Here is a 24094-nt window from a genome sequence, read left to right as displayed (position 1 = left end):
CCTTGGCCAATCCGCTAAGGTAAGGCTAAGTTAGGTAACCCTTACCAGCGGGGGCGGCTGCGGTACGCCTTCGGCAGATATCTCGATGTCGAGATAACTCTAGTACATGTCCGGGTGCGACGACGAGGCACGCACCCGCGCCCGGAGGGGCGAGGGGCTGGGAGGGTGCTTCGACATGCCCTGACCGTGCTCCGGGAGGGGGCGGCGGGGCCGGGCGCGATCCGGCATTGAACGTGTTCAGATCTTCTGTCAGGATGCGTCCAGACCCTGGGCGGACACGACCCGCGGAGGGCCCCACGAAAGGACGCCGTCCATGACGAGCTCGCTACTGAGGCCCCGGGGCCGGATCCGTACGGGCGCGACGGGGGCGTCCGGCGGGGCGGCGGTGGAGGGGAGCACCGCCCCGACCCGGATCCTGGACTGGCGCCACCCCCGGATCGCCGCGCTGGTACGCGAGCTGGGCGCGGGCCCGGCGGACGCGGCGGGGCCGGCCGACCCGGCTCGGCAGATCGAGTCCCTGCACCGGGCCCACGCCTGGATCTCCGGGGCCGTCCGGCCGGTGTACTCCGTCCAGGACGAGCGGCCCGTGTCGGAGGTGCTGCGCCGGGGCCGGGGGTCGTGCAGCCAGCGGCTGGCCGTACTGGAGGCGGTGGCACGCGCGTACGGGGTGCCCACGCGGGTGCGCGGCCTGCTGGTGGACGGCTCGTTCTGGTACCCGCGGTTCCCGCGGCTGCACCGGATCGTCCCGGACCGGGTACTGCTGGCCTGGCCGGAGTTCCGGCTCGGAAGCCCGCCGGAGGCGTCCGGGGCACCCACGTCCTGGCTGACGGTGTCGGAACTCCTCGGCGGGCTGCGCCCGGAGGCCGCGGAGCAGGGCGGGGGCTTCACCAACGCCGGGTCGGAGACCCTCTTCGAGGCGCTGTCGCGGACGGCGATCGACTGGGACGCCGCGCCGGCCGCCTGCCCGAGCACGGGCCCCGGAGCCGGTCCCGGAGCCGGCCCGGCCTGCGACCTGTCGGCGTACGTCCTGACCGACCTCGGCCACTACGACTCGCGCGACGAGCTCTTCGCGCGGCACGGCCAGACCCTGTGCGGCCTGGCCAGGCTGGTGGCGGAACCGGTCCTGGGGCGCCGCGGGGCGGCATAGGCACGGCGGCTCAGGCACTGCGGCTCAGGCGCCACGGCTCAGGCGCCACGGCGCTCAATTGGCGAGGGCGTGGCGGACGGCCCGGGCGTTGACGACCGCGGCGGTCTCCTCGGGGCCGCCGCCGGGCCAGGCGTCGCACCGCTCGACGTCGGCGACGACGTCGCGGGCAGCCGGCTCCCGCGGGTCGGGCAGGGGGCGCCGTAGCCGGCACGGTCCGCCTCGACCGTCGGACGGAGCACGGTCCGCGGGATGACGTCCTCGATGACGACGTTCCGGTCGCCCCCACCCCCGGGGTGCGTATCACCCCGAACCGGACATGCACGGCGGGTCGGTACACATACCGGCGGGCCTGACACGGCAACACCCCCCGCCCCGCCTGCCGGAGCGCCCCACACCGATGAGGTCGGGGGCCAGGACGTGGACCGGCCCCGATGCGGGGCAGCGCGCCGCACAGAGGCGCCCAGGCCCCGAGTCGGGCAGATGCCCGCAAACAGAACCATGCGGCCACGGTCGCCGCCATCGGCGAACTCACCGAGCGCGAACCGGTCGAGCGGGCCCCACCCGGCCGGCGGCGGACCGCGAGCAGCCCACCCGCCCGCCGGGCCGGACCGTCGAGCACCACGCATACGGCGACCCCGCCATGGGACCTGACGGTCAGTAACACACCGGAGTGCGCGGCGACACGCCGTCCGGCACACCCATCTGCCACACCCGACGCAGGAGTCATCTCATATCTGAGATACGGTGCCCCCATGGCAGACGACTACCTCGTACGCATCGGCAAGCTCATCCGTGACGCCCGTCAGCACCGGGGCTGGACACAGAGTCAGCTCGCCGACGCCCTCGGCACCAGCCAGAGCGCAGTGAACCGGATCGAGCGCGGCAATCAGAACATCAGTCTTGAGATGATCGCCCGAATCGGTGAAGCCCTCGACAGCGAGATCGTCTCCCTGGGCTATGCCGGCCCGATGCACCTGCGCGTAGTCGGCGGCCGCCGGCTGTCCGGCGCCATCGACGTCAAGACGAGCAAGAACGCGTGCGTCGCCCTGCTCTGCGCCTCGCTGCTCAACAAGGGCCGTACGGTGCTTCGGCGGGTGGCCCGCATCGAGGAGGTCTACCGCCTCCTGGAGGTCCTGAACTCCATCGGCGTCCGCAGCCGCTGGATCAACGACGGCGTGGACCTGGAGCTGGTACCGCCGGCCCGCCTCGACATGGAGGCCATGGACGCGGACGCGGCCCGCCGGACCCGGAGCATCATCATGTTCCTGGGCCCGCTGCTGCACCGGATGGAGACCTTCCGTCTGCCGTACGCGGGCGGCTGCGACCTCGGCACCCGCACCATCGAGCCGCACATGATCGCCCTGCGCCGGTTCGGCCTGGACATCACCGCGACCGAGGGCATCTACCACGCGAAGGTCGCCGCCGGGGTCTCCCCCGACCGCCCGATCGTGCTGACCGAGCGCGGGGACACGGTCACGGAGAACGCGCTGCTGGCGGCCGCCCGGCACGACGGCGTCACCGTCATCCGCAACGCCTCCTCCAACTACATGGTCCAGGACCTGTGCTTCTTCCTGGAGGCGCTGGGCGTCAAGGTCGAGGGCGTCGGCACCACCACCCTCACCGTCCACGGCGTCCCGAACATCGACGTGGACGTGGACTACTCCCCCTCCGAGGACCCGGTCGAGGCGATGAGCCTGCTGGCCGCCGCGGTCGTCACGGAGTCGGAGCTGACGATCCGCCGGGTACCGATCGAGTTCATGGAGATCGAGCTCGCGGTGCTGGAGGAAATGGGCCTCGACCACGACCGCTCGGCGGAGTACACGGCGGACAACGGCCGCACCCGCCTGGTCGACCTCACGGTCCGCCCCTCGAAGCTCGAGGCGCCGATCGACAAGATCCACCCGATGCCCTTCCCCGGGCTGAACATCGACAACGTCCCCTTCTTCGCGGCCATCGCGGCCGTGGCCCAGGGCCAGACCCTGATCCACGACTGGGTGTACGACAACCGCGCCATCTACCTGACGGACCTGAACCGCCTGGGCGGCCGCCTGCAGTTGCTGGACCCCCACCGCGTCCTGGTCGAGGGCCCCACCCGCTGGCGCGCGGCGGAGATGATGTGCCCGCCGGCCCTCCGCCCGGCGGTGGTCGTCCTCCTCGCGATGATGGCGGCCGAGGGCACGTCGGTGCTGCGCAACGTCTACGTGATCAACCGCGGCTACGAGGAACTGGCCGAGCGCCTCAACTCGGTGGGCGCCCAGATCGAGATCTTCCGCGACATCTAGGTACTCCGCAGGTCAGGACGGTTTCCCGTCCTCCTGGGCCGGCTGTGGGCCGTCGCCGGCGTCTCCGCCCCCGCGGAAGACCCCGTCGGCGGCCCTTCGCGCCTGGTCACCGTGACCGAGGTGCTCCGTGGCTCACCTATCGTTTCGGAGTCGATCATCCAACGGTGTGAGCAGCGAGGGGGCGCGTACGTGCGCGGATGGAAGGGCGCAGTGGGGGCCGTGGGACTGGCCCTGCTGCTGGCGGGGTGCGGTGGTGACGCGTCGGAGCCGCAGGCGCAGTCGCTCGGCAAGGACACCGGTATCCGGTACGACAAGTCCCAGGTGCCAACAGTCAAGAACATGACCTGTGACCGCAAGCGCGGCTCGATCCGGTACGGGCTCAACGCCCACAAGGTCGAGTCCCTGCCGGAGCACAAGGGAGAGAAGGCCTCCGAGGACTACGTCTGCCACGGGCCGGACCGCATCAGTCTTGCCGTCGAAGGGCGGACGGTGGCAGCACCGCACATCGCGGCCGAGTACGACCTCTACGGAGCCGTTCCGGACCCGCTCAAGACCGTCAAGACCGTGTACGGCGAATCCTTGGCCGAGAACGACGAGCGCACCCTGGTCGGCGGGGCCGAGACGGTCACCACCAAGACGGCCGCGATCATCTGCCAGAAGAACGTCTGGGAGACCTTCCCCATGACCACCTGCCTGTGGGCGAACCACGGTGCGGTCGGCGCGGTCGACTTCTTCCCGCCTGCGGGCCGGCACCCCGAGATCGCGGAAGCAGTCACCCGGACCAAGGAACTCATCGCGACCGGGCTGGTCGAAGGATCTGTGAACTCCTGAGCCACTGAAACACCCGAGACGCATCGCGCCTCCGGAGCCGTGTGCTCCTCAGCCGGTGGGATCGGGCGAGAACGCCGGAGATGCCGGGCAGGGGCAGCCGGGCAGCGCCGCATCCGACCCCTCAGGTCACAGCGGTCCGCTGCACGCTCCGGGGGATCCGTACCCGCCCGCACCCCCGGCACACGGCGAGGGTCCTGCGGTCGTCGTACACCGTCTCGATTTTCTGCATTAACCCGTACAAGCTTCAACTTGCCGAGTATGTTGCTCGCCATCCCAAGTGCCCCGCCCATCCAGGAGCCACCGATGGCCATGCGTCCTCCCGGCAGCCAGAGCACCCTCAAGAAGCGCTACGGGGGCGCCCTCGCCGCCGTCACCGCCGTGCTGATGCTCGCCGCGTGCGACCCGAGCGCCACCGGCGCCGGCGCCGTCACCCCGAGTGCGAGCGCGAGCGTCGCCGTCACGGCCGGCGCCACCCCCTCGGCGGTGCCCACCTCCCCGAGCCCGAGCGCCAGCCCCACCCCGAGCGCCGACCCCACCACCGCCGCGCCGGCCGCCCGGGCCACGACGCAGGCCCCTGCCGCCACCAAGCCCGCCGCCGCGCCTCCCGCTCCGACGCGCACCCGTACGGCGGCCCCGGCTCCCGAGCCCACCAAGGCCGAGGAGAACACCGCCTGCTACCCGCTCTCCAACGCCGGGAACTGCTACAAAGCCGGTCAGATATGCAGAAAGGCCGACATCGGAAGCTCCGGGCGTGACGCCAACGGCCGCGCGATCCACTGCCGTCAGGACAGCAGCGTCGGTCAGCGCTGGGGCTACTGAACCGTCCTCCCTCACAGCGGAAGGCGCAGGTCACTGCCGCTAGAGTCTCACCATGGGGGATTTCGCGAGCAGGGGCCGCACGGTGCTGTGCAAGTGGTGTAACCGGCAGATACCGCAGGAACGGCGCTGGTTCCCGCGCCAGTACTGCAACCGTCGGCACAAGTGGAAGCACCGCATCACGGAAACGGTCGGCAGCATCCTCGACAGCGCCTAGAGGGCGTCCCGCTCCACCAGCGAGCCGTCCGGCCCCATCGTGTAGACGCGTGGCGGCCCCATCCGTTCCAGGGCCTGCCGCCGTGCCGCCTCTCGGCCGGCGGGGTCGGGGGCGTGCGGGTCCGACACGCGGAAGCCGTGCAGTTCGACCTCGTCGGCGTCCACGTCCTCGGGCTCGCGGCGGCCCTCCTGGACGAAGCCGCAGAGCGAACGCAGCGCGTCTTCTCCGAGTTCCAGCGGGTGGAAGGGCAGGGCGTAGGGCTCCTCTTCCGCACCGGGCCGGGGAACGACGTCCGCAGGACGGTCCCCGGCCCAGTAGGGAAGTTCGAAGGGCAGCGGCTGCCCGATGTTCTCGATGATCCCGCTGTCCGGGGACAGGCTCAGGGAGCGGACGAGACGTCCGTCCTCCCAGACGGCGAACGCCAGCCAGTCGACCACGCTGTGCATGGCATGCAGGACCAGCCGGCGGCCGGCACTCGCCGCCACGAGGTGCCCGGGAAGCCGTGACGGGAAATCGATCATCAGCCGGCGATCGCAGACGACCTCGACACCCGGCCAGCTCGCCGCACAAGCCGTGCCGGCGGGAGGGTAGACCGCCTCCCCCAGGACCGACCCCCGAGCCTCTTCGATCCCACAGCCCGGATACAGGCGCCGCATCATGCGGGACGTCCGCTCCGGGTCGGACGCGCCCACCTGCCGCAGCAGGTCCGGCACATCACCGTCGGCGTACACGAGCACACCGGTCTTGGCCCCCATGGCTGCCTCCCCGCACCACAGCACGCACTCGATCGTGGCTGCACCGTACCCATCGGCACTGACAGCGGCGGGCCGGCGGGCGGTGCGACGGGGCCGGCCCGTCCGGGCCGTCCGGCCGTCCCGCCGAAACCACTATGATCGGACGTTCGAGGCGGGTTTTCTCGACACGATCCGCCCGGAGGACACGGCGTGACGACCACGATCAGCCGGTCCGGCGCGTCCCGGGCCGCACGTCTGGTGACCGACGGGCTCGATCCCAAGACCTGGATCATCGCCGACACCCTCCTCATCGGGTGGCACACCGGCCGCCTCACGGGGATCGGTTGGGGACTTCTCGGCTGCCTGTTCGCCGCCGGCATTCCCCTGGCGTTCATCAAGTACGGCATCCACCGCGGCCGCTGGGCCGACCGGCACGTCGGGCAGAGGCCGCAGCGCATCCTCGTGATGGCCTTCGCCGGCGCCTCGGTCGCCACCGGCACCCTGCTGCTGTGGCTCCTTGGCGCCCCACGGACGATGATCGCGCTGATCGCGGCGATGCTGGTCACCCTGGCGGCCCTGCTCGCCGTGACCCCCGCGTGGAAGATCAGCGTGCACGCGGGGGTGTCCTCCGGGAGCGTGGCCATGCTCGCCATGACCTACGGGCCCGGGCTGCTCCTCGTCTACCCCGTGGTCGCCCTCGTCGGCTGGTCCCGGGTGCGGCTCCGCGACCACACCCTCGCCCAGGCCCTCGCGGGCACCACACTGGGCGCGGCCGCCGCAGCCGGCACGTTCGCGCTGCTCCGCTAGGGTCGCGCGCATGGACGCCGTCGACCTGGATCACCGCCACCGCACCTACGACGGCTGGATACCGCCCACCGTGGCCTCGCTGCTCCTGGAGCACGGCCACGTCGGCGTCGTGCGCGACCAGGCCGACGCCGGGGACTGGTACTGCGCGCATCGCCTGGCTCAGGCAGCGACGAGCCAGGAAGCGGCGCTGGCGCTGCTGGCACCGTTCGTCGCCACCGGATGGCCGCGGGCGGTCGGTACGGTCGCCGGGCTGCTCGCCACATGGGACCGCGTCGAGGAGGCCGTCGCCCTGCTCCGCCGCCCCGCACGCTCCGGAGACCGCCGGGCCGCCCGCCAACTGGCTCCCCTGCTCGCCCGCCTGGGCCGCATCGACGAGGTCGTCACCCTGCTGGGACCGCGCGCCGCCGACCCGGCACTGGCCGGGGTGCTGGTGGAGGTGACGGCCGGCCATGGACGCGACGCGGAGATCGCGGCGCTGCTCCCCGCCGTGGGCGTCGGCGCGACGGACCCCTTCGGACCGGGGTCGTCGGACGCCTGGAACACCGTCCCCCTGCACGCCACCCTGCTGGAACGTCAGGGCCTCGTCGACGAGGCCGCCGACCTGCTGCGCCGTCACGTACACGTCGACGGCGTGATGTACGCCGACCACGCGCAGCAGCTCGCCCATCTCCTCGCCCGCCACGACCGCGAGGCCGATCTGCGGGCGTTCGTCGCGGACGGAGGCGAGGAGTACGCCCTGGCCGCCCTGGCCGACCACCTGGAGCAGCAACAGCGGGTGGAGGAGGCCGTCGAGACCCTACGGCGCGCGGCCGGCGACCCGGCCGATCCCCATGTGGCGCTTCACCTGGCCGAACTCCTGGTCCGGCACGGCCGTCGCGTAGAGGCCGTCGAGGTCCTGCGGCCCGTCCCGCACACCATGGGCGGCGATCCGGAGTGGATCATGCGTCCCCTGTGCCGTTGGCTCGCCGACGAGGGGCGCTGCGACGAGGCCCTGGCCTACATCGACGACTTCCACGCCCGCCACGGAGGCACGATCGGCGAACGGCTCCGGGAGCGGGCGGAAGTCCACGCCCACCGCGGGCGCCCTGCGGAGGCCTTCGCCGAAGTCCGCGCCGCCGGGCCCGTCGGCCGGGAGCTCGTGGCGGGCCTGGAGGAGCTCTTCCCCGGCTATGACCACGGGTTCGAGTTCGCCGACTCCCCCGGCGACGAGGCCCACGACGGGACGCTGGCGGGTACGGTCGCCCGCGCCGAACGACTCGTGCGCCGGGGCGAGCCGGACCGGGCGGTCGCCCTCCTCCGTGACCGCTTCGACAGCCCGGAGGCCCTGCGGAGAGACCGCCTCAGACCGCGCGCCTGATCGGATCGGTTCGCAGCGGTCGGGTGCGGGCTCGGTGTTCGCTGCCAGGGTTGGAATCGAAAGGAGGCCTCGTGATCTCGGCACTCAACCAGCTCGTCGACCTCGTCGAGGAGCACCTCGCGGAGGATCCCGATGTCCACGCGCTTGCGGGGGCGTTCGGTACGACCGGGTACCACCTGCGCCGGATGTTCTCGTCGCTGGCCGGCATGCCGCTGTCGGAATACGTACGGCGGCGGCGCATGACCGTCGCCGCCGCCGACGTCGTCCGCGGCGAAGCGGACCTGCTGGGCATCGCGGTCCGGCACGGGTACGGGTCGAGCGAGGCGTTCGGACGGGCGTTCCGAGCGGTCCACGGCGCCGGCCCCGGTGAGGTCCGCCGCGATGGAGGCCCCTTGCGCACACAACCGCAGCTCAGGTTCCGCCTGACCGTCGAAGGGAGCGTCCCCATGGACACCCGCCTCGTCAACCGACCCGCGTTCCGGCTGGTCGGACACGCCACCCGGGTCCCGCTCATCCACCAGGGCGTCAACCCGCACATCCAGGAGCACATCGCCGCACTGCCGCCGGAGGAACACCAGCGGCTGAAGGCCCTCGGCGACACCGAACCGCGAGGCCTGCTGCAGGTCTCCGACGACCTCGATCCCGACAGCACGGAGGGCAGCGAACTGACCTACCTGCACGGCGTCGCCCTCGACCGGGACACGCCGGCCCCGGACGGCCTCGACGCCATCGAGGTGACGGAGGGGACGTGGGCGGTCTTCCGTACCAGCGGGCCGCATCCGCAGGCCCTGCAGACGACCTGGGCGGCGACCGCGACCGACTGGCTCCCCTCCAACCCGTGGCGCCTGCGGCCGGGCCCCTCGATCGTCGCCACCCTCGACCGCGCGGCCGACTTCAGCACCGCGACCTGCGAGCTGTGGTTGCCCGTCGAGCCGACGTGACACCATCGGTGCCGTCGCCGTCCGACCAGTTGGGGGAGCCGTGAGCGACGACGTCCTGTCGATCATTCCGACCGATGCGGGGTGGCAGCCCGACCGGGCCGCCGCCGACCGCGCGTTCGTAATGGTCGAACGGCTGACGCCGGGCGTCGTCGACGGGGTGGACGTCGAGATCGACATGACCTGGCACGACGCGGTGACCGCCGTGGACTGCGGGGACAACCTGGAGAGGATCGGCTGCCCGCTGTGCCGGGCCTCGGTCGACACCGAGTGGTGGGGAGACCTGCTCGGAGCCCACTGCGGCGACGGTTTCGCGACGCTTGCGACCAGGACTCCGTGCTGCGGAGGGGCGACCACCCTGGACGCGCTGGACTACGACTGGCCCTGCGGCTTCGCCCGGTTCGAGATCGCCGTCTGGAACCCCGAGCGTCTCTGGTTCGACGACGCCGAACTGGCCGCCGTCGCCGAGGCCCTCGGCCATGCGGTGCGGCAGGTCCGGGCTCGCGTCTGAGCCTCCACCGATCACCGGTGGTCGTCGATAAACGGTGGTTCGGCGCGAAGGTCGTGGCCTACCTTGGCGCCATGGTGCGCGTGCGTGAGATGGACGAGGCCGACATCGAGGCCGTTTCGGCGATCCGGGTCCGGGGTTGGCAGGCGGCGTACGCCGGCATCGTTCCCCAGTCGTACCTGGACGCGATGACGATCGAGGACGACGCCGCCCGGCGGCGGGAGCGGTTCTCCCGCGCCGGGGGCGTGTCGGGGGACCTCGTGGCGCTCGGCGAGCGCGGCCCGGTGGGGTGGATCTGCTTCGGGCCGTCCCGGATCCTGGTGTCCGGCGCGGGGCGGATCGGCGAGGTCTACGCCCTGTACGTGGCGCCGGACCTGATCGGTACGGGTGTGGGCCGCCGGCTCCTCGGCGAGGCGCACGCCGCGATGAAGGAGCAGGGCTTCGAGACGGCCGCCCTGTGGGTCCTCCAGGACAACCGGCGGGCCCGGCAGTTCTACGAACGGGCCGGCTACGCGCCCGACGGCGCGACGCAGGACGACGTCTACGACGGCGTCACCCTCTGCGAGCTCCGCTACCTGCGTGAGCTGTGACGGCATGTTCGAGTACCACGGCTGGATCAGCGTCCAGGAGAGCGCCGACGCCGACGACAGCGCCCGCGGGGACGTCCGGCTCCGGCGGATCGCCGGAGCCGTCGCGGCCCGGATCGAGGAGATCGGCAGTCCCGGTCTGCTCGACCTGCGGTGGATGAACGGGGAGCTGTTCGTCCACCTCGGCGGCTTTCGCAACCACCGCGACCCGGAGGTCGTGGAGTTCTTCGGCGAGGTCGGACGGCTGGCACCCGGTTCGTACGGGGTGATGCACGTACGTGACGACGAGGACCGCGGCCGCGAGAACGAGGTCCGCGTCCTGCGGATGGTGCGCGGGCGGGTGACCGAGGACGTGGAGGCGGCCCTGTCGCCTTGCATCCCCGTACTGGAGGACCGCTACGAGGGCCTCTAGACGATCGGGGGTCTGCCCAGTCGGGTCATTCGGGCCACCGTGCGCCAGCGCATGGGTCTGCGGGGGCCCGCGTCGGATCGCAGGCCCTCGGCGAACCCGCCGAACCAGGCTCGTAGCCCGGCCGCCGACCGCGTCCGGGCCACCGTCAGCGCGATCCACACGCCGAGGTACACGGGCACGAGCGGCGCCGGGAGGCGGCGGCGGGCGAGCCAGACCCGGTTGCGGGCGGTCATCCGGTAGTAGACCGCGTGCCGGGCGGGTGAGGTCTTCGGGTGCTGGAGCACGAGCTGCGGCTCGTAGAGGATGTCCCAGCCCGCGTCGAGCGCGCGCCAGGCGAGGTCGGTCTCCTCGTGGGTGAAGAAGAACGCGTCCGGCCAGCCGCCGGTCCGTTCCAGCATCTCCATCGACAGGGCGTGGCCGCCCCCGAGGAACGTCGTGACCAGGCCGCGCCGCATCGGGTCCGCGGCGCGCAGGCGCGGGACGTGGCGGCGCTGCGTCCGGCCCGTCTCGTCGGCGATCCGGAAGCCGACGATGCCCAGGCGCGCGCCGCCCCGCCGCCCGGCCCCGGTCTCGTACAGGTCGGCGGTGCGGCGGACGACGTCGGCGTCGACGAGCAGTCCGTCGTCGTCCAGGTCCACCAGTACGTCCACGTCACCGAACTCCCGCAGGCGCTGCCAGGCGACGTTGCGGCCGCCGGAGACGCCGAGGTTGTCCGTCAGCTCCACCCCGACGACCCCGTCCGGCAGACCCGGCAGCGCGCACCCGTTGCCGACCACGACGATCCGGGCGGCCGGCTCGTCCTGCCGGGCGACCGAGTCCAGCAGGGCCAGCAGCTCGGGCATCCGGTCTCCCATGGTCAGCACCGCCACGCCCACCCGCGGTCGGGCCACACCCATCACGTCCCTCCGGCACCCGGTGATCGATCGCGAGCCTACCGGCTCCCCGGCCGGCCCCCGATCCGGCCCGATCCGGCCCGACGGGGCACGCACTCTCGCCAGGGGCGGGCGCGGGCGGCAGAATCGGGCTCCGGCAGGGCGAGGGGACGAGGGGACGGGCATCCGGATGGCACTGGGCACGGACACGGGCGGCGCCGACGCGGGTACGGAGGTTCCGGCGCTCTCCGGGGCGCCGCTGCTCGGATCGCTCCACGACCTGAAGTCGGACTCCCTCGGCACCTACCTGCGGGCACAGCAGCGGCACGGTGACGTCGTGCGGGTCTCGGCCGGGCCGCCCGGGATGCGGGCCGACCTGTACTGCGTCTTCTCCCCCGAGGGCGTGCAGCAGGTGCTCGCCTCCCAGGCGGCCAACTTCCGCAAGGACAACGCCTTCTACCAGGAGGTCCGGGAGTCCTTCGGCAACGGCCTGCTGACCAGTCAGGACGAGGACTACCTGCGCCAGCGCCGGCTCGTGCAGCCGCTGTTCACGCGGCGCCGGGTGGACGGGTACGCCGGGGCCGTCGCCGCCGAGACCGCTTCGGTCGTCACGGCCTGGGAGGAGGCCCTGGACGGCATCGTCGACGTCTCCGACGAGATGACGCACCTCGCCCTGCGGGCTGTCACCCGGATCCTCTTCGGCACCGACGTGGAGGCCACCGCCGACGTCGTGGCCCGCTGCTTCCCGGTCATCACGGACTACGTGCTGCGCCGCGGGTACTCCCCCGCCAACATCCCGCGCAACTGGCCCACCCCGGGCAACCGGCGGGCGGCCGCCGCGATGGAGGAGCTGTACGGGGTCTGCGACCGGATCATAGGACAGCGGCGGCGGGCCGGCGCGGACGCCTCCGGAGAGGACCTGCTGACGCTGCTGGCCGCCGCCCGGAGCTCGGACGACGGCGAGTTCGACGACGGTGAGTTCGACGACGGTGAGTTCGACGACGGCGAACTCCGCGACCAGGTGCTGATCTTCCTGCTCGCCGGGCACGAGACGACCGCGACCTCCCTCTGCTTCGCCCTGCACCTGCTGGCCCGGCACCCGGAGCAGCAGGACCGCGCGCGCGAGGAGATCACCCGAGTCCTGGGGGGCCGTCCGCCGCAGGCTTCCGACCTGGAGCGGCTCCCGTACCTCTCGCAGGTGGTCAAGGAGGCCATGCGGCTGTACCCGGCCGCACCGGTCATCGGCCGCAAGGCCGTCGCCGCCACCCGGATCGGCGGGCACGCCGTCCCCGCAGGCGCGGACGTGATCCTCGCGCCCTGGGTGACGCACCGCCGCCCGGAGCACTGGCCGGACCCGGACCGTTTCGACCCGGACCGTTTCACCCCGGAGGCGGAGGCGGGGCGGCCGCGCTACGCGTGGTTCCCCTTCGGCGGCGGCCCGCGCGCCTGCATCGGGCAGCACTTCTCGATGCTGGAGTCGGTGATCGCGCTGGCCATGATCCTGCGGGCGTACTCGTTCGAGGCGGTGGACGCCGAGATCCCGGTCAGCGCGGGGATCACCCTGCGGGCGCAGGGGCCGGCCCGCTGCCGGGTCCGCCGCCTGGACACCCCCTGGGCAGTCTCCGGCTGAATCCCTTATTGCGGCGGTGGCGGCTTCGCGACGGCACACGCCACCCTCCGGATATTGGGGTGCGGGGCGGCGGGGGCACGCAATAGGGTCGATGCCCGTGGAACCACTCACCGAGAAACAGATCCGCGCATCCTTCGTGAACTGCACCAAGGGTGAGGCGGCGCGCATGCGCCTGCCCCTCGACTTCGCCGAACTGCCCTGGGAGGAACTGGACTTCCTGGGATGGGTGGATCCGGGCGCACCGCTGCGGGCCCATCTCGTGCTGCCGCGCGACGAGGGACCGCTGGGGATCTCCCTGCGCGTGCCGTCCGTGGGCCGTACCAGCGCGGTGAAGTCCAGCCTGTGCCAGATCTGCCTGACGGGCCACGCCTCCTCCGGGGTCACGCTGCTGGCCGCACCGCTGGCGGGCGCCCGCGGCCGTGAGGGCAACACCGTCGGCACGTACATCTGCGCGGACCTGGCCTGCTCCCTGTACGTGCGCGGCAAGCGGCAGCCGAAGCTGCGCGCCGGCCGGCAGGAGGAGTCGCTGACCCTGGACGAGCGTCTCGCGCGCATGGAGGGCAACCTGAACGGCTTCGTGTCCCGGGTCACCGGGGTCACGGTGGCCTGACGCACCGGTGGTCTGACGCACCGGAGGCCCGACGCACCGGAGGCCGGCGGCTCAGATCCGGTCGGCCGCCGGTTTGTGATTGCCCTGGAGGCGTTCGAGGTCGGAGGGGCGGACCTGGATGACGAACAGCGCGATCAACGCCCCGACCAGGGTGAAGAGGGCCGCGACGACGAAGGCCGTGCTGATGCCCGAGGTCAGCACCTGGTCGCCCCAGGGCTTCGGGAGCTGGCCGGTCCGTTCGAAGAAGGCCCTCTGCACGGGGCCGGCCGTGGCGAGGAAGTCCGGCACCTGCTCCTTGGCCTCGTTGCGGCTGGCCGTGCCGAAGACGGTCACCAGGATCGACAGGCCGAGCGAGCCGCCCACCTGCTGCATCGAGTTCAGCAGTCCGGACGCCGCGCCCGACTCCCGGTCGGTGACGTTCGACAGCGCCATCAGCGTCAGCGAGACGAACTGCAGACCCATGCCGAGCGCGAAGAACAGCATCGGGCCCAGGATGCTGCCGAGATAGGTGGAATGGACGTCGATCTGGGTCAGCCAGGCCAGTCCGACCGCCGAGGACAGCGCGCCGCAGACCATGAACGGTTTGGGCCCGAACTTCGGCAGCAGCTTCGCGGTGAGGCCCGCGCCCACCGCGATCACCGCGCTGACCGGCAGGAAGGCGAGGCCGGCCTGGATCGGGCTGAAGCCGAGCACGTTCTGCACGAAGAGGGTCAGGAAGAAGAACATGCCGAAGATCGCGCAGGCGAGCATGAGCATGATCCCGTAGGTCCCGGCCCGGTTGCGGTCGGCGAACATGTGCAGCGGTGTGATCGGCTGCGGCGAGCGCCGCTCGTTGAGGATGAACAGGGTCAGCAGGACCACGGCCAGGCCGAACGAGCCGAGCGTCACCGGGTCCCGCCAGCCCTCCTGGGAGGCCCGGATGAAGCCGTAGACGAGCGCGACCATGCCCACGGTGGACAGCAGCGCGCCCGCGAAGTCGAAGTGCCCGGGGTGGCGTTCGGACTCGTGCAGGACCTTCGCGGCCAGCACGGCGATCACGAGCGCGATGGGGACGTTGACGAAGAGGACCCAGCGCCAGTCGAGCCACTCGACGAGGATGCCGCCCGCGAGGAGTCCGATCGCACCGCCGGCCGCCGAGACTCCGGCGAACACGCCGAACGCCCGGTTGCGGGCCGGGCCCTCACGGAAGGTGGTGGTGATCAGGGCGAGGGAGGTCGGTGAGGCGATGGCGCCGCCGACGCCCTGGAGAGCCCGTGCGGCCATCAACTGGCCCTCGTTCTGTGAGAGTCCGCCGAGGAGCGAAGCCAGGCCGAAGAGCAGGACACCGAAGATGAAGACGCGCTTGCGGCCGAGGATGTCGCCGGTGCGGCCGCCGAGGAGCAGCAGGCCGCCGAAGGCGAGGGTGTAGGCGTTGACGACCCAGGAGAGGCTTTCGGTCGAGAAGTTCAGTGCGCTCTGGATGTGCGGGAGCGCGATGTTCACGATCGTGATGTCGAGAACCACCATGAGTTGGCAGGACGCGATGACGAACAGGGCGAGTCCGTTGCCGCTTCCTCGGACCGTGCCGTCGGTCCGTTTGCTGCTCGGCGTTGCGTTCGGGTCCACCCTCTCGACGCTAAGCCCGCTCCCCTGGGGTCACCACTCGAACGGCCTAGTGTAGGTGACATTTCACATGTCACACTACGATCATGGATGACTTCCTCAGGCTCTCCGCGAGCACGGCCCGATTCACCTACGGCGCCCCGCGGGCACTGTCCTTCGGGGACGACGGCAGGCTGCTCTGGTTCCTCCGGTCGACCGGAGGAACCGACGCCTTCGACAGCCTCTGGGTGCTCGACACCGCCACCGGCGAGGAGATCCGGCTTGCCGATCCCCGCGAGCTGTGTCCCGAGCCCGGCCCGCTCCCCACCGCCGAGCGCCGGCTGCGCGAACGCACCCGGCTCGTCGCCGCCGGGATCGGCTCCTACGCCCTCTCCGGCGACGGGCGCCGCGCCGCCTTCGCCCTGTACGGACGGCTCTACGAGGTCACCGCCGACGGCGCCGGGACCACGCCCAGGGAGATCCCCGCCGCCGGACCCGCGCTGGACCCGCGGCCCAACGCCGACGGCTCACGCACCGCCTACGTCGCCGACGACGCCCTGTACGTCGCCCCGGGCGGCCGGGTCAGCCCCGACGACGGGGCCCGCTGGGGCCTGGCCGAATTCGCCGCCGCCGAGGAACTGGGCCGCTCCCGGGGCCACTGGTGGTCCCCCGACGGGATCACGCTGCTCGCCGCCCGCGTCGACGAATCCGCCCTCCAGCGCCGGTGGTTCGCCGACCCGGCCCACCCCGAGCTGCCGGCCGAGGACTTCGCCTACCCGGAGGCGGGCGGGCCCAACGCCGACGTCCAGCTGTGGGTGCTCGGGGAGACCCGGACACGGATCGACTGGGACGCCGAGACCTACCCCTACGTCAGCGACGCGGGCTGGGAGTCTGCCGAGGAGATCCTCCTCACCGTCCAGGACCGGCTCCAGCGCAACGTCGTCCTGCTCTCCGCCGACCCGGCCACCGGCCGCACCCGTGAACTGTCCCGCACCACGCACCCCCTGTGGGTGGACCCGGACGTCGCCGGCACCCCCCGCCGCCTCCCCGACGGGCGGATGCTGACCGTCACCGACACCCCGAGCGGCGCCGCGCGCGGCCTCGCCGTGGACGGCGTACCGATCACCGGGGACGAGATCCAGGTCCGCGGCGTGGCCGGGGTCCACGAAGGCCGGCTGCTGATCGAGGCGGCCCTGCGCGACCCGGCCGAGCAGCAGGTGCTGCTGCTCGACACCACCACCGGGAAGGCGACCGCGCTCGTGGCCGGCCCCGGCGTCCACAGCGTGACCGCCTCGGCCGGGCACCTGCTGCTGACCAGCGCCGACGCCGACGGCGTGCGCCGCGTCGTACGCACCCCCGACGGGCGGGAGTTCACACCGGCGGACCTGTCGCAGCCGCTGCCGTACCGGGTCGCCCCGGTCCTGGAACGGGTCACCGAGCACGCGATCCCCACCGCGCTGGTGCTGCCCCGCGGGCACGTCGCCGGCCGGAAGCTGCCCGTCCTGATGGACAGCTACGGCGGCCCCTGCGCCCAGGACGTCACCGCCGACCCGCGCCGCTGGCAGCACCGCCAGTGGTGGGCCGACCAGGGCTTCGCGGTGGTGACCGTCGACAACCGCGGCACCGCGTACGTCTCCCCCGCCCACACCCGGGCCATGTACCGCGGCTTCTCCCAGGTCACCCTGGACGACCAGGTCGCGGCGCTGCACGCGCTGGCCGCGCGCCACGACGACCTCGACCTCGGCCGGGTCGGCATCCGCGGCTGGTCGTACGGCGGCTACCTGTCGGCGATGGCCGTACTGCGCCGCCCCGACGTTTTCCACGCGGCCGCCGCCGGAGCCGCGCCGACCGACTTCCGGCACTACGACACCGCGTACACCGAGCGCTACCTGGGCCTGCCGCAGGACCACCCGGACGTCTACGAACGGGACTCGCTCCTGCCCGACGCCCCGAAGCTGTCCCGTCCGCTGCTCCTGGTCACCGGCCTGGCCGACGACAACGTCCATCCCTCGCACACCCTGCGCCTGTCGCGGGCGCTGACCGACTCGGGCCGCCCGCACCAGCTGCTGGCCCTCCCCGGCGTCACCCACATGACACCGGGCGGCACCCGCGAGAAGGTCATGGCGCTGGAACTGGACTTCTTCCGCCGCGAACTGGGCTAGGCGTATTGCCTCGTCAGGCCGGGAGGAGGTCGGCGACGAGATCGGCGAACACCTCCGGGTCGATGATGCGGACGCCCAGCTCCTCGGCCTTGGTGCGCTTGGAGCCCGCCTTCTCGCCCGCCACCAGGAGCGTGGTGCGCTTGGACACCGACGACGACGCCTTTCCGCCGGCCCGCTCGATCAGCTCGTTCATCTCGTTCCGGGACAGCGCCGCGAGGGGGCCGGTCATGGAGCCGGTCACCACGACGGCCTGACCGGCCAGCGGGCCGCCCGCCGCGTCCTCGGCGCCGTCCCCGCCGGTCGCTTCGGTCGCGGGCTTCTGCGGCTCGGTGACCTGCGTGCCGACCTGCTGGGCCTGGAGCCTGTCGAGGAGCGGGGCCAGCTCGACGAGTTCGGCCGCGATGACGCGTGCCTTCTCGGTGCCGATGCCGTCGACACCGGCCAGCGTGTCGGCGTCGGCGGCCCGGATCGCGGCCATCGAGCCGAAGTGCGCCGCGATCCGGCGCGACATCGTGCGTCCGGTGCCGCGGACGCCGAGGGCGCAGAACACACGGCTCAGTGCGGCCCCGCGGGCGGTCTCGATCGCGGCCAGGAGGTTGGCGGCGCTGGTCTCACCCATCCGCTCCAGACCGAGGAGCTGCTCGCGGGTCAGCGTGAACAGGTCGGCGACGTCCTGGACCAGACCGGCCTCCACCAGCTGGATCGCGCGCGTTCCGCCGAGACCCTCGATGTCGAGCTGGTCCCGGCCCGCGGCGTAGATCACCGAGGCCACGGCCTGACAGCTCCGGCCGCGCACGCACCGCCACCGCTGCTCGGAGGTGTCGATCGCGTCCCCGCAGCGGGGGCACGCCTCGGGGAAGACGATCGGGCTCTCGGCGCCGGTGCGCTGGTCGACCAGCGGTGCCTCGACCCGGGGAATCACGTCGCCGGCCCGGTACACGAACACCTGGTCCCCGATCATGAGCCCGCGACGGGTGATGTCGGACGGATTGTGAAGCGTGGCGTAGGTGACCGTCACCCCGTCGATGACCACGGGCTCCAGGACCGCGCGCGGGGCGATGATCCCGGTCCGGCCGACGTTCCACTCCACCTCCAGCAGGCGCGTCACCTTGTGTTCGGCCGCCAGTTTCCGGGCCACCGCCCATCTCGGGGCGCGCGAGCCGTTGCCGGCCTGCCGCTGGTCCTCCGCCGTGTCGGCCTTGACGACGACACCGTCGATCCCGAACGGCAGGTCCGCGCGCAGGCCGGCGATCACGTCGATGCGTTCCTGCACCTGCTCCACGGTCTCGCACCGCATCGGGGCGGCGGCCGTGCTGGCGGCCGTGTTCGCGCCGAGCGCGGCCAGGTCCTCCAGCAGGGCGACGTGGCCGAGGTCGTCCAGGCCGATCGCGCTGTAGGCGAAGAAGGTCAGCTCGACCCGGTAGGGGCGGTCCTTGGCCCGCAGGGTGCCGGCCGCTCCGCTGCGCGGGTGCGCGAAGGGCGTGGCCTCGTGGGCGAGCCGGATCCGGTTGGCCTCCTCGAACTGCGCGGTCGTCAGCAGCACCTCGCCGCGCAGCTCGACGTCGATCGGCCGGGTGAGGACCGGCGGCAGACCGAGGACGGCGTCGGCGGCGTGGGTGATGTCCTCGCCGGCCAGGCCGTCGCCGCGGGTGAGGACCTGAACGAGCCGGCCGCCGCGGTAGCGGGCGGCGACCGCGAGTCCGTCGAGCTTCGGCTCCACGCACCACCCGGCCACGGGGTGCCCGAGGCGTCGTTCCAGCCCTGCGGCCCACTCGGCGAGCTCGTCGGCGTCGAAGACGTTGTCGAGGGAGAGCATCGGCACCGAGTGCGGCACGTCGCCCTGCACGGCCCCGCCCGCCACCTTCCCGGTCGGCGACTCTGCCAGCACCTCGTCCGGGTGGGTCTCCTCGTAGGCCGCGATGGCGCGCAGCAGCCCGTCGTACTCGTCGTCACCGAGCGGGGTGGTCCCGTCGCCGTAGTACGCGGCCGATGCCGCCAGGGCGGTGGTCACGGCCTCCGCGTAGGCGGCAGGAGAGAGCAGGGCACTGTTTTCGGTCATGAAGGTCATCATGCTGCCCGGCACTGACAACGCCCCTGCCCGACCCCGCCGTGCCACCTGCGCGGATGCCGCTCGGTCCGACATGTGGCCCGATTCCTGCCGGCCGGCCGCGAAGGGATATCGTCCCCCGGTCACGGACGGCAGACCGGATCGTCCGTCCAACCCAGGGGTACCGACATGACCGACCTGAACTCGCTGCGGGCAAGCCTTGCGTCGGGTGAGCACGAGTTCGCCGACACCTTGGCCTTCATCACCGAGCACTACCGGTACGAGCCGCAGGCGTTCCGCAACGGAGGAGCGGAGAACGCCGCTGGTGAGAACGAGGGCTCCTGCAAGACGCTGGGACTGGCGCTGCTGGAGGGGCTGAGCGACCAGGAGGCCCTGCAGGCGTTCGGTGAGCACTACCGCAGCGTGCTGGCGACGCCGGACGGCACTGATCACGGCAACATCCGCAACCTCATGGCCCACGGTCTGGCCGGGGTGGCCTTCGCGCGACAGCCGCTGACCCGCAAGAGCTGAACGGCGCCGGGGCAGGGGCCGGGGCGAACGCGTACCGGACGGCGGAAGGGCCCGGGGCCGTTGTGACGGCGCCGGGCCCTCCCTTCTTCCCGTGATCCCCGTCAGTCACCCGGGAAGTGACACGCCACCTCTCGCGAGGCGGCAAGCCGCAGCAGGGGTCGTTCCGTGCGGCAGATCTCCTGGGCCTTGGGGCAGCGCGGGTGGAAGGTGCAGCCCGGAGGTGGGGCGGCCGGGCTCGGCGGGTCGCCGAGCAGCACGATCCGCTCCCGCCGCCGTTCCGCCGCCGGGTCGGGCAGCGGTACGGCGGACAACAGCGCCCTGGTGTAGGGGTGCTGGGGGTTCTCGTAGAGGGACGCCTTGTCCCCGATCTCGACGATCCGGCCGAGGTACATGACGGCGACCCGGTCGCTGACCCGTTTGACCACCGAGAGGTCGTGCGCGATGAACACGTAGGCGAGGCCCAGTTCGGCGCGCAGCCGTTCCATCAGGTTGACGATCTGAGCCTGGACGGAGACGTCGAGCGCGGACACCGGTTCGTCGGCGACGATCAGCCGGGGGCTGGTGGCCAGCGAACGGGCTATGCCGATGCGCTGGGCCTGGCCGCCGGAGAACTCGTGCGGGTAGCGGTCGATGTGTTCGGGGATCAGTCCGACGAGTTCCATCAGCTCGGCCGCCCGGCGCCGGGCGTCCCCCGCGCTCCAGCCCTGCACCAGCAGCGGTTCGGAGATGATCCGGGCCACGGTCTGGCGGGGGTTGAGCGAGGAGTGCGGGTCCTGGAAGACCATCTGGAGGTGTCTGCGCAGGGGGCGCAGGGCGCCCTGGGAGAGCCGGCTGATGTCCCTGCCCTCGAAGGCGACCCGGCCCGAGGTGGGCTCCAGCAGCCGTACGAGCATCCGGCCGGTGGTGGACTTCCCGCAGCCCGACTCCCCGACCAGGCCCAGGGTCTGCCCGGCCGCCAGGTCGAAGGAGACCCCGTCGACGGCGCGCACGGGCGCCCCCCGGCGCCCGGTCGCGGATCGTCTGCCGGGGAAGGTCATGGTGAGGTCCCGTACGGACAACAAGGTGGTCTCGGTCATCGGGCCGCCTCCTCGACGGCGCGGACCCCGGCGAAGTGGCAGGCGACGGTCCGCCCGGTTCCGTCCCCGTACGCGGCCGGCTCCGGCCGTTCGCCGGTGCAGCGTTCGGCGGCCCGGGGGCAGCGCGGTGCGAAGGCGCAGCCGGGGGCCGGCAGAAGGAGGGACGGCGGGGAGCCGGGGATGAAGGGGAGCGGTTCGTCGTCGGCGGTGTCGAGGCGGGGCAGCGAGTCGAGCAGCCCGCGGGTGTAGGGGTGGGCGGGGTCGGCGAACAGCGCGTCGACGGGGGCTTGTTCGACGGCGCGGCCGCCGTACATGACCAGGACCTCGTGGGCGACGCGGGCGACGACGCCCAGGTCGTGGGTGATCATGACGACGCCGAGTCCGCGCTCCTGCTGCAGCCTCGCGATGAGTTCCAGGATCTGCGCCTGCACGGTGACGTCCAGGGCGGTGGTCGGTTCGTCGGCGATCAGCAGCTCGGGTTCGCACGCCAGGGCCATGGCGATCATGGCGCGCTGGCGCATGCCGCCGGAGAACTGGTGCGGGTACTCCCCCGCCCGGCGGGCCGGTTCCGGGATGCCGACCTCGCCGAGCATGTCGACGGCGCGTCTGCGCGCGGCGGCCCGTCCGGACCGGAAGTGGACCCGGAAGTGCTCGGCGATCTGTTCGCCGACGGTGTAGTAGGGGTGCAGGCTGGAGAGCGGGTCCTGGAAGATCATGGCCATTCGGCGGCCGCGGACCTTCCCCAGCTCGCGCTCGGTCAGGCCCGTCAGTTCCTGTCCGGCGAGCGCGACGGAGCCGCCGACCTCGACCGCGCCGCGGTGCAGGCCCATGACGGCGAGCGAGGTGACGGACTTGCCGGAGCCGGATTCGCCGACGATGCCGAGGGTGCGTCCGGACTCGACGGTGAAGCCGACGGAGTCGACGGCCCGGACGGTCCCGCGAGGGGTGGTGAAGGTGACGCGCAGGTCGCGTACTTCGAGGAGCGGAGCGGCCATCAGTACCTCACTCTCGGGTCGATGACGGCGTACAGGAGGTCGACGACGAGGTTGGCGACGACGATGAAGAAGGCCGCGAGGAGGGTGACGCCGAGGACCACGGGCTGGTCGGAGTTGACCAGGGCGCCGTAGAAGAGCCGCCCGATGCCGGGGAGTCCGAAGATGGACTCGGTGATGACGGCGCCGGCGAGGAGCCCGCCGAGGTCGATGCCGAAGATGGTCAGGATCGGCGTCATCCCGGAGCGCAGGCCGTGTTTGACGACGACGGTCCGCTCGGGCATGCCCTTGGCGCGGGCGGTGCGGATGTAGGGCTCGGCCATCGCCTCGATCATCGAACCCCGGCTCTGGCGCGCGTACATGGCGGCGTAGAGCAGCGCGAGCGCGGTCCAGGGCAGGAGCAGGTTCGAGGCCCAGCCGAGCGGGTTGTCGGTGAAGGCCTGGTAGGTGGGGTAGGGCAGCAGTCCGGCGATGCGGATGACCCCGTGGATGAGCATGACCGAGGTGAAGTACACGGGCAGGGAGGCGGCGGCGACGGCGCCGACCATCAGGGCCTTGTCGGTGGCGGTGTCCTTGCGCAGGGCGGCGGTGACGCCGGCGCCGAGGCCGAGGATCAGCCACAGCACGGCGGCGCCGAGGGCGAGGGAGGCGGAGACCGGGAGCCGGTCCATGAGCAGGTCCCACACGGGCAGGGAGCTCTCGTACGAGTAGCCCAGGCAGGGGAAGTCGCAGGTGACGGCGTACTGGCCGGTGCCGAGGGTACGGCCGGTGAAGATGCCGGTCAGGAAGTCGGCGAACTGCCTCCACAGGGGCTGGTCGAGGCCCAGGTGGACGCGTACGTCGGCCAGCCGTTCGGCGCTGCAGGTCTTGCCGCAGGCGGCCGCGGCCGGGTCGGCGGGCAGGACGTAGAAGATGAGGAAGGTGACGGCCGCGATGGCGAGGAGCACTCCGGCGAGGGCGAGCAGCCGGCGGGCGAGGTAGACGATCAACTGCGGCCGCCCCTCGGGTCGAGGATGTCGCGCAGGGCGTCGCCGAGCAGGGTGAAGGCGAGCACGGCGAGGAAGAGGAAGGCGCTGGGGATGACGAAGTACATGGGGTCGGTCTCGTAGTGGGCGACGGACTCGGCGATCATCTGGCCCCAGGACGGGGTGGGCGGGCGGACCCCGACGCCGAGGTAGCTGAGGGCGGCCTCGGTGCTGATCATTCCGGGGATGAGCAGGGTGGTGTAGGCGATGACCGGGCCCGCCACGCCCGGCAGGATCTCGCGCGTCAGGATCCGCCAGGGGCCGGCGCCGCCCACGCGGGCCGCGTCGACGTACTCGCGGTGTTTGAGGGAGAGGGTCTGGCCGCGGACGACGCGGGCGATGCCGGGCCAGCCGAACACTCCGATGACGACGGTCATCAGGACGAGCCGGTTGACGTCCTTGGCCACGGACAGCAGCGCGATCATGAAGATGAGGGAGGGGAAGGACATGGTGAGGTCCATGAGCCGGGACAGGACCGTGTCGGTGCGGCCGCCGAAGTAGCCGGCGGCGATCCCGGCGGCGGTGCCGGCGACGACCACGATGGCGGTGGCCGCGAAGGCGATCAGGAGGGAGACCTGCGCCCCGTGGACGACGCGGGCGAACAGGTCGCGGCCGGTGACGGGTTCGACGCCGAGCCAGTGCTCGGGGCTGATCCCGCCGAGGGCGCCGATCGGCTGGCCCCCGAGGTAGGGGTCGACGGCGCTCTTGTCGAATTCGTGCGGGGACCAGCCGCCGAGCGCGCCCAGCCAGGGCGCGGTGACGGCCATCAGGACGAAGAGGGCGACGATGCCGAGGCTGACGCGGACGGCGGGGCGGCGGCGCAGTTCCCGCCGGGCGAGCTGCCAGGGGCTGCTGCCGGGCGCCGGCGCGGGCCCGGCCGCGGCGGTGTCGGGGGCCGGTGCTGTGGTGGTCATGGGGTCGGGGGCTCCGGA

23 protein-coding genes are annotated in these 24094 nt (G+C 72.3%); 15 read left to right on the top strand and 8 right to left on the bottom strand.

Features of this window, described 5'->3' with window-relative positions; translation table 11 throughout:
- Window positions 1-313: 313 nt before the first annotated feature.
- The 5 genes from IG86_RS0115410 to IG86_RS42970 all read left to right on the top strand — a co-directional run bounded on the left by IG86_RS0115410 (window position 314) and on the right by IG86_RS42970 (window position 5293).
- Entirely contained in the window at window positions 314-1147 is an 834-nt protein-coding gene (locus tag IG86_RS0115410) for a transglutaminase domain-containing protein (RefSeq protein WP_030824221.1), read from the top strand.
- A 752-nt stretch (window positions 1148-1899) separates the two neighbouring features.
- Entirely contained in the window at window positions 1900-3429 is a 1530-nt protein-coding gene (locus IG86_RS0115400) for a helix-turn-helix domain-containing protein (protein ID WP_030651535.1), read from the top strand.
- A gap of 189 nt (window positions 3430-3618) precedes the next feature.
- Window positions 3619-4260, top strand: a complete 642-nt coding sequence (locus IG86_RS0115395; RefSeq protein WP_167751149.1) for a hypothetical protein — start codon at window positions 3619-3621, stop codon at window positions 4258-4260.
- A 303-nt stretch (window positions 4261-4563) separates the two neighbouring features.
- Complete coding sequence (locus IG86_RS0115390; RefSeq protein ID WP_030897247.1) at window positions 4564-5079, top strand: hypothetical protein; 516 nt, start codon at window positions 4564-4566, stop codon at window positions 5077-5079.
- A gap of 52 nt (window positions 5080-5131) precedes the next feature.
- Window positions 5132-5293, top strand: a complete 162-nt coding sequence (locus tag IG86_RS42970; protein ID WP_157854831.1) for a hypothetical protein — start codon at window positions 5132-5134, stop codon at window positions 5291-5293.
- Here the strand turns inward: IG86_RS42970 and IG86_RS0115380 are convergent.
- Window positions 5290-6048: a DUF6928 family protein gene (locus tag IG86_RS0115380; RefSeq protein WP_037942515.1), complete on the bottom strand. Its 759-nt coding sequence runs from the start codon at window positions 6046-6048 to the stop codon at window positions 5290-5292. The two genes, IG86_RS42970 and IG86_RS0115380, sit on opposite strands and share 4 nt — an antisense overlap.
- 189 nt (window positions 6049-6237) lie before the next feature.
- Here IG86_RS0115380 and IG86_RS0115375 point away from each other — a divergent pair, with 189 nt between their 5' ends.
- The 6 genes from IG86_RS0115375 to IG86_RS0115350 all read left to right on the top strand — a co-directional run bounded on the left by IG86_RS0115375 (window position 6238) and on the right by IG86_RS0115350 (window position 10636).
- Window positions 6238-6834, top strand: coding sequence for a hypothetical protein (locus tag IG86_RS0115375; protein ID WP_037942512.1), 597 nt, complete (start codon window positions 6238-6240; stop codon window positions 6832-6834).
- A 10-nt stretch (window positions 6835-6844) separates the two neighbouring features.
- Entirely contained in the window at window positions 6845-8191 is a 1347-nt protein-coding gene (locus tag IG86_RS0115370) for a tetratricopeptide repeat protein (RefSeq protein ID WP_051785199.1), read from the top strand.
- 71 nt (window positions 8192-8262) lie between these two features.
- On the top strand, window positions 8263-9132 hold the full coding sequence (locus IG86_RS0115365) for an AraC family transcriptional regulator (protein ID WP_030897242.1): 870 nt from the start codon (window positions 8263-8265) through the stop codon (window positions 9130-9132).
- Window positions 9133-9172: 40 nt separating this feature from the next.
- Window positions 9173-9640: a hypothetical protein gene (locus IG86_RS0115360; RefSeq protein WP_030824197.1), complete on the top strand. Its 468-nt coding sequence runs from the start codon at window positions 9173-9175 to the stop codon at window positions 9638-9640.
- Window positions 9641-9711: 71 nt separating this feature from the next.
- Entirely contained in the window at window positions 9712-10227 is a 516-nt protein-coding gene (locus tag IG86_RS0115355) for a GNAT family N-acetyltransferase (protein ID WP_030824194.1), read from the top strand.
- Window positions 10217-10636: an Imm7 family immunity protein gene (locus tag IG86_RS0115350; protein WP_338116747.1), complete on the top strand. Its 420-nt coding sequence runs from the start codon at window positions 10217-10219 to the stop codon at window positions 10634-10636. The genes IG86_RS0115355 and IG86_RS0115350 overlap by 11 nt, the downstream gene beginning before the upstream one ends.
- On the opposite strand, the gene IG86_RS0115345 is transcribed toward IG86_RS0115350, so the two are convergent.
- The gene (locus tag IG86_RS0115345) at window positions 10633-11532 is read right to left on the bottom strand and encodes a glycosyltransferase family 2 protein (RefSeq protein WP_030897240.1); all 900 of its coding nucleotides are present in this window, start codon (window positions 11530-11532) and stop codon (window positions 10633-10635) included. The two genes, IG86_RS0115350 and IG86_RS0115345, sit on opposite strands and share 4 nt — an antisense overlap.
- A 166-nt stretch (window positions 11533-11698) precedes the next feature.
- Here IG86_RS0115345 and IG86_RS0115340 point away from each other — a divergent pair, with 166 nt between their 5' ends.
- Window positions 11699-13138, top strand: a complete 1440-nt coding sequence (locus IG86_RS0115340) for a cytochrome P450 (RefSeq protein WP_030897239.1) — start codon at window positions 11699-11701, stop codon at window positions 13136-13138.
- A gap of 97 nt (window positions 13139-13235) precedes the next feature.
- Entirely contained in the window at window positions 13236-13748 is a 513-nt protein-coding gene (locus IG86_RS0115335; protein WP_030897234.1) for an FBP domain-containing protein, read from the top strand.
- A gap of 51 nt (window positions 13749-13799) precedes the next feature.
- Here the strand turns inward: IG86_RS0115335 and IG86_RS0115330 are convergent, their stop codons facing one another.
- Window positions 13800-15254, bottom strand: coding sequence for an MFS transporter (locus IG86_RS0115330; protein ID WP_078658572.1), 1455 nt, complete (start codon window positions 15252-15254; stop codon window positions 13800-13802).
- A gap of 182 nt (window positions 15255-15436) precedes the next feature.
- Here IG86_RS0115330 and IG86_RS0115325 point away from each other — a divergent pair, with 182 nt between their 5' ends.
- Window positions 15437-17491: a S9 family peptidase gene (locus IG86_RS0115325; RefSeq protein WP_030824173.1), complete on the top strand. Its 2055-nt coding sequence runs from the start codon at window positions 15437-15439 to the stop codon at window positions 17489-17491.
- 13 nt (window positions 17492-17504) lie between these two features.
- On the opposite strand, the gene ligA is transcribed toward IG86_RS0115325, so the two are convergent.
- The gene (gene ligA, locus IG86_RS0115320) at window positions 17505-19559 is read right to left on the bottom strand and encodes an NAD-dependent DNA ligase LigA (protein WP_030897232.1); all 2055 of its coding nucleotides are present in this window, start codon (window positions 19557-19559) and stop codon (window positions 17505-17507) included.
- Window positions 19560-19727: 168 nt separating this feature from the next.
- Here ligA and IG86_RS0115315 point away from each other — a divergent pair, with 168 nt between their 5' ends.
- Window positions 19728-20069: a HopJ type III effector protein gene (locus tag IG86_RS0115315; RefSeq protein WP_030824170.1), complete on the top strand. Its 342-nt coding sequence runs from the start codon at window positions 19728-19730 to the stop codon at window positions 20067-20069.
- A 101-nt stretch (window positions 20070-20170) separates the two neighbouring features.
- On the opposite strand, the gene IG86_RS0115310 is transcribed toward IG86_RS0115315, so the two are convergent.
- From IG86_RS0115310 to IG86_RS0115295, 4 genes are read right to left on the bottom strand one after another with little or no spacing between them, the layout of a single operon-like run.
- The gene (locus IG86_RS0115310; protein WP_030824167.1) at window positions 20171-21145 is read right to left on the bottom strand and encodes an ABC transporter ATP-binding protein; all 975 of its coding nucleotides are present in this window, start codon (window positions 21143-21145) and stop codon (window positions 20171-20173) included.
- On the bottom strand, window positions 21142-22140 hold the full coding sequence (locus IG86_RS0115305; protein WP_030824164.1) for an ABC transporter ATP-binding protein: 999 nt from the start codon (window positions 22138-22140) through the stop codon (window positions 21142-21144). Before IG86_RS0115305 ends, IG86_RS0115310 begins: the two co-directional genes overlap by 4 nt.
- A complete protein-coding gene (locus tag IG86_RS0115300; protein ID WP_030824161.1) occupies window positions 22140-23126 on the bottom strand; it encodes an ABC transporter permease in 987 nt (328 codons plus the stop codon). Before IG86_RS0115300 ends, IG86_RS0115305 begins: the two co-directional genes overlap by 1 nt.
- Window positions 23123-24076: an ABC transporter permease gene (locus IG86_RS0115295; protein ID WP_030824159.1), complete on the bottom strand. Its 954-nt coding sequence runs from the start codon at window positions 24074-24076 to the stop codon at window positions 23123-23125. Before IG86_RS0115295 ends, IG86_RS0115300 begins: the two co-directional genes overlap by 4 nt.
- Window positions 24077-24094 lie beyond the last annotated feature (18 nt).

The sequence above is a fragment of the Streptomyces virginiae genome, from assembly GCF_000720455.1.
Taxonomy (GTDB): Bacteria; Actinomycetota; Actinomycetes; order Streptomycetales; family Streptomycetaceae; genus Streptomyces; species Streptomyces virginiae.
Note: the sequence above shows the minus strand (reverse complement) of the source record. Positions and strands in the feature narration are given on the sequence as shown.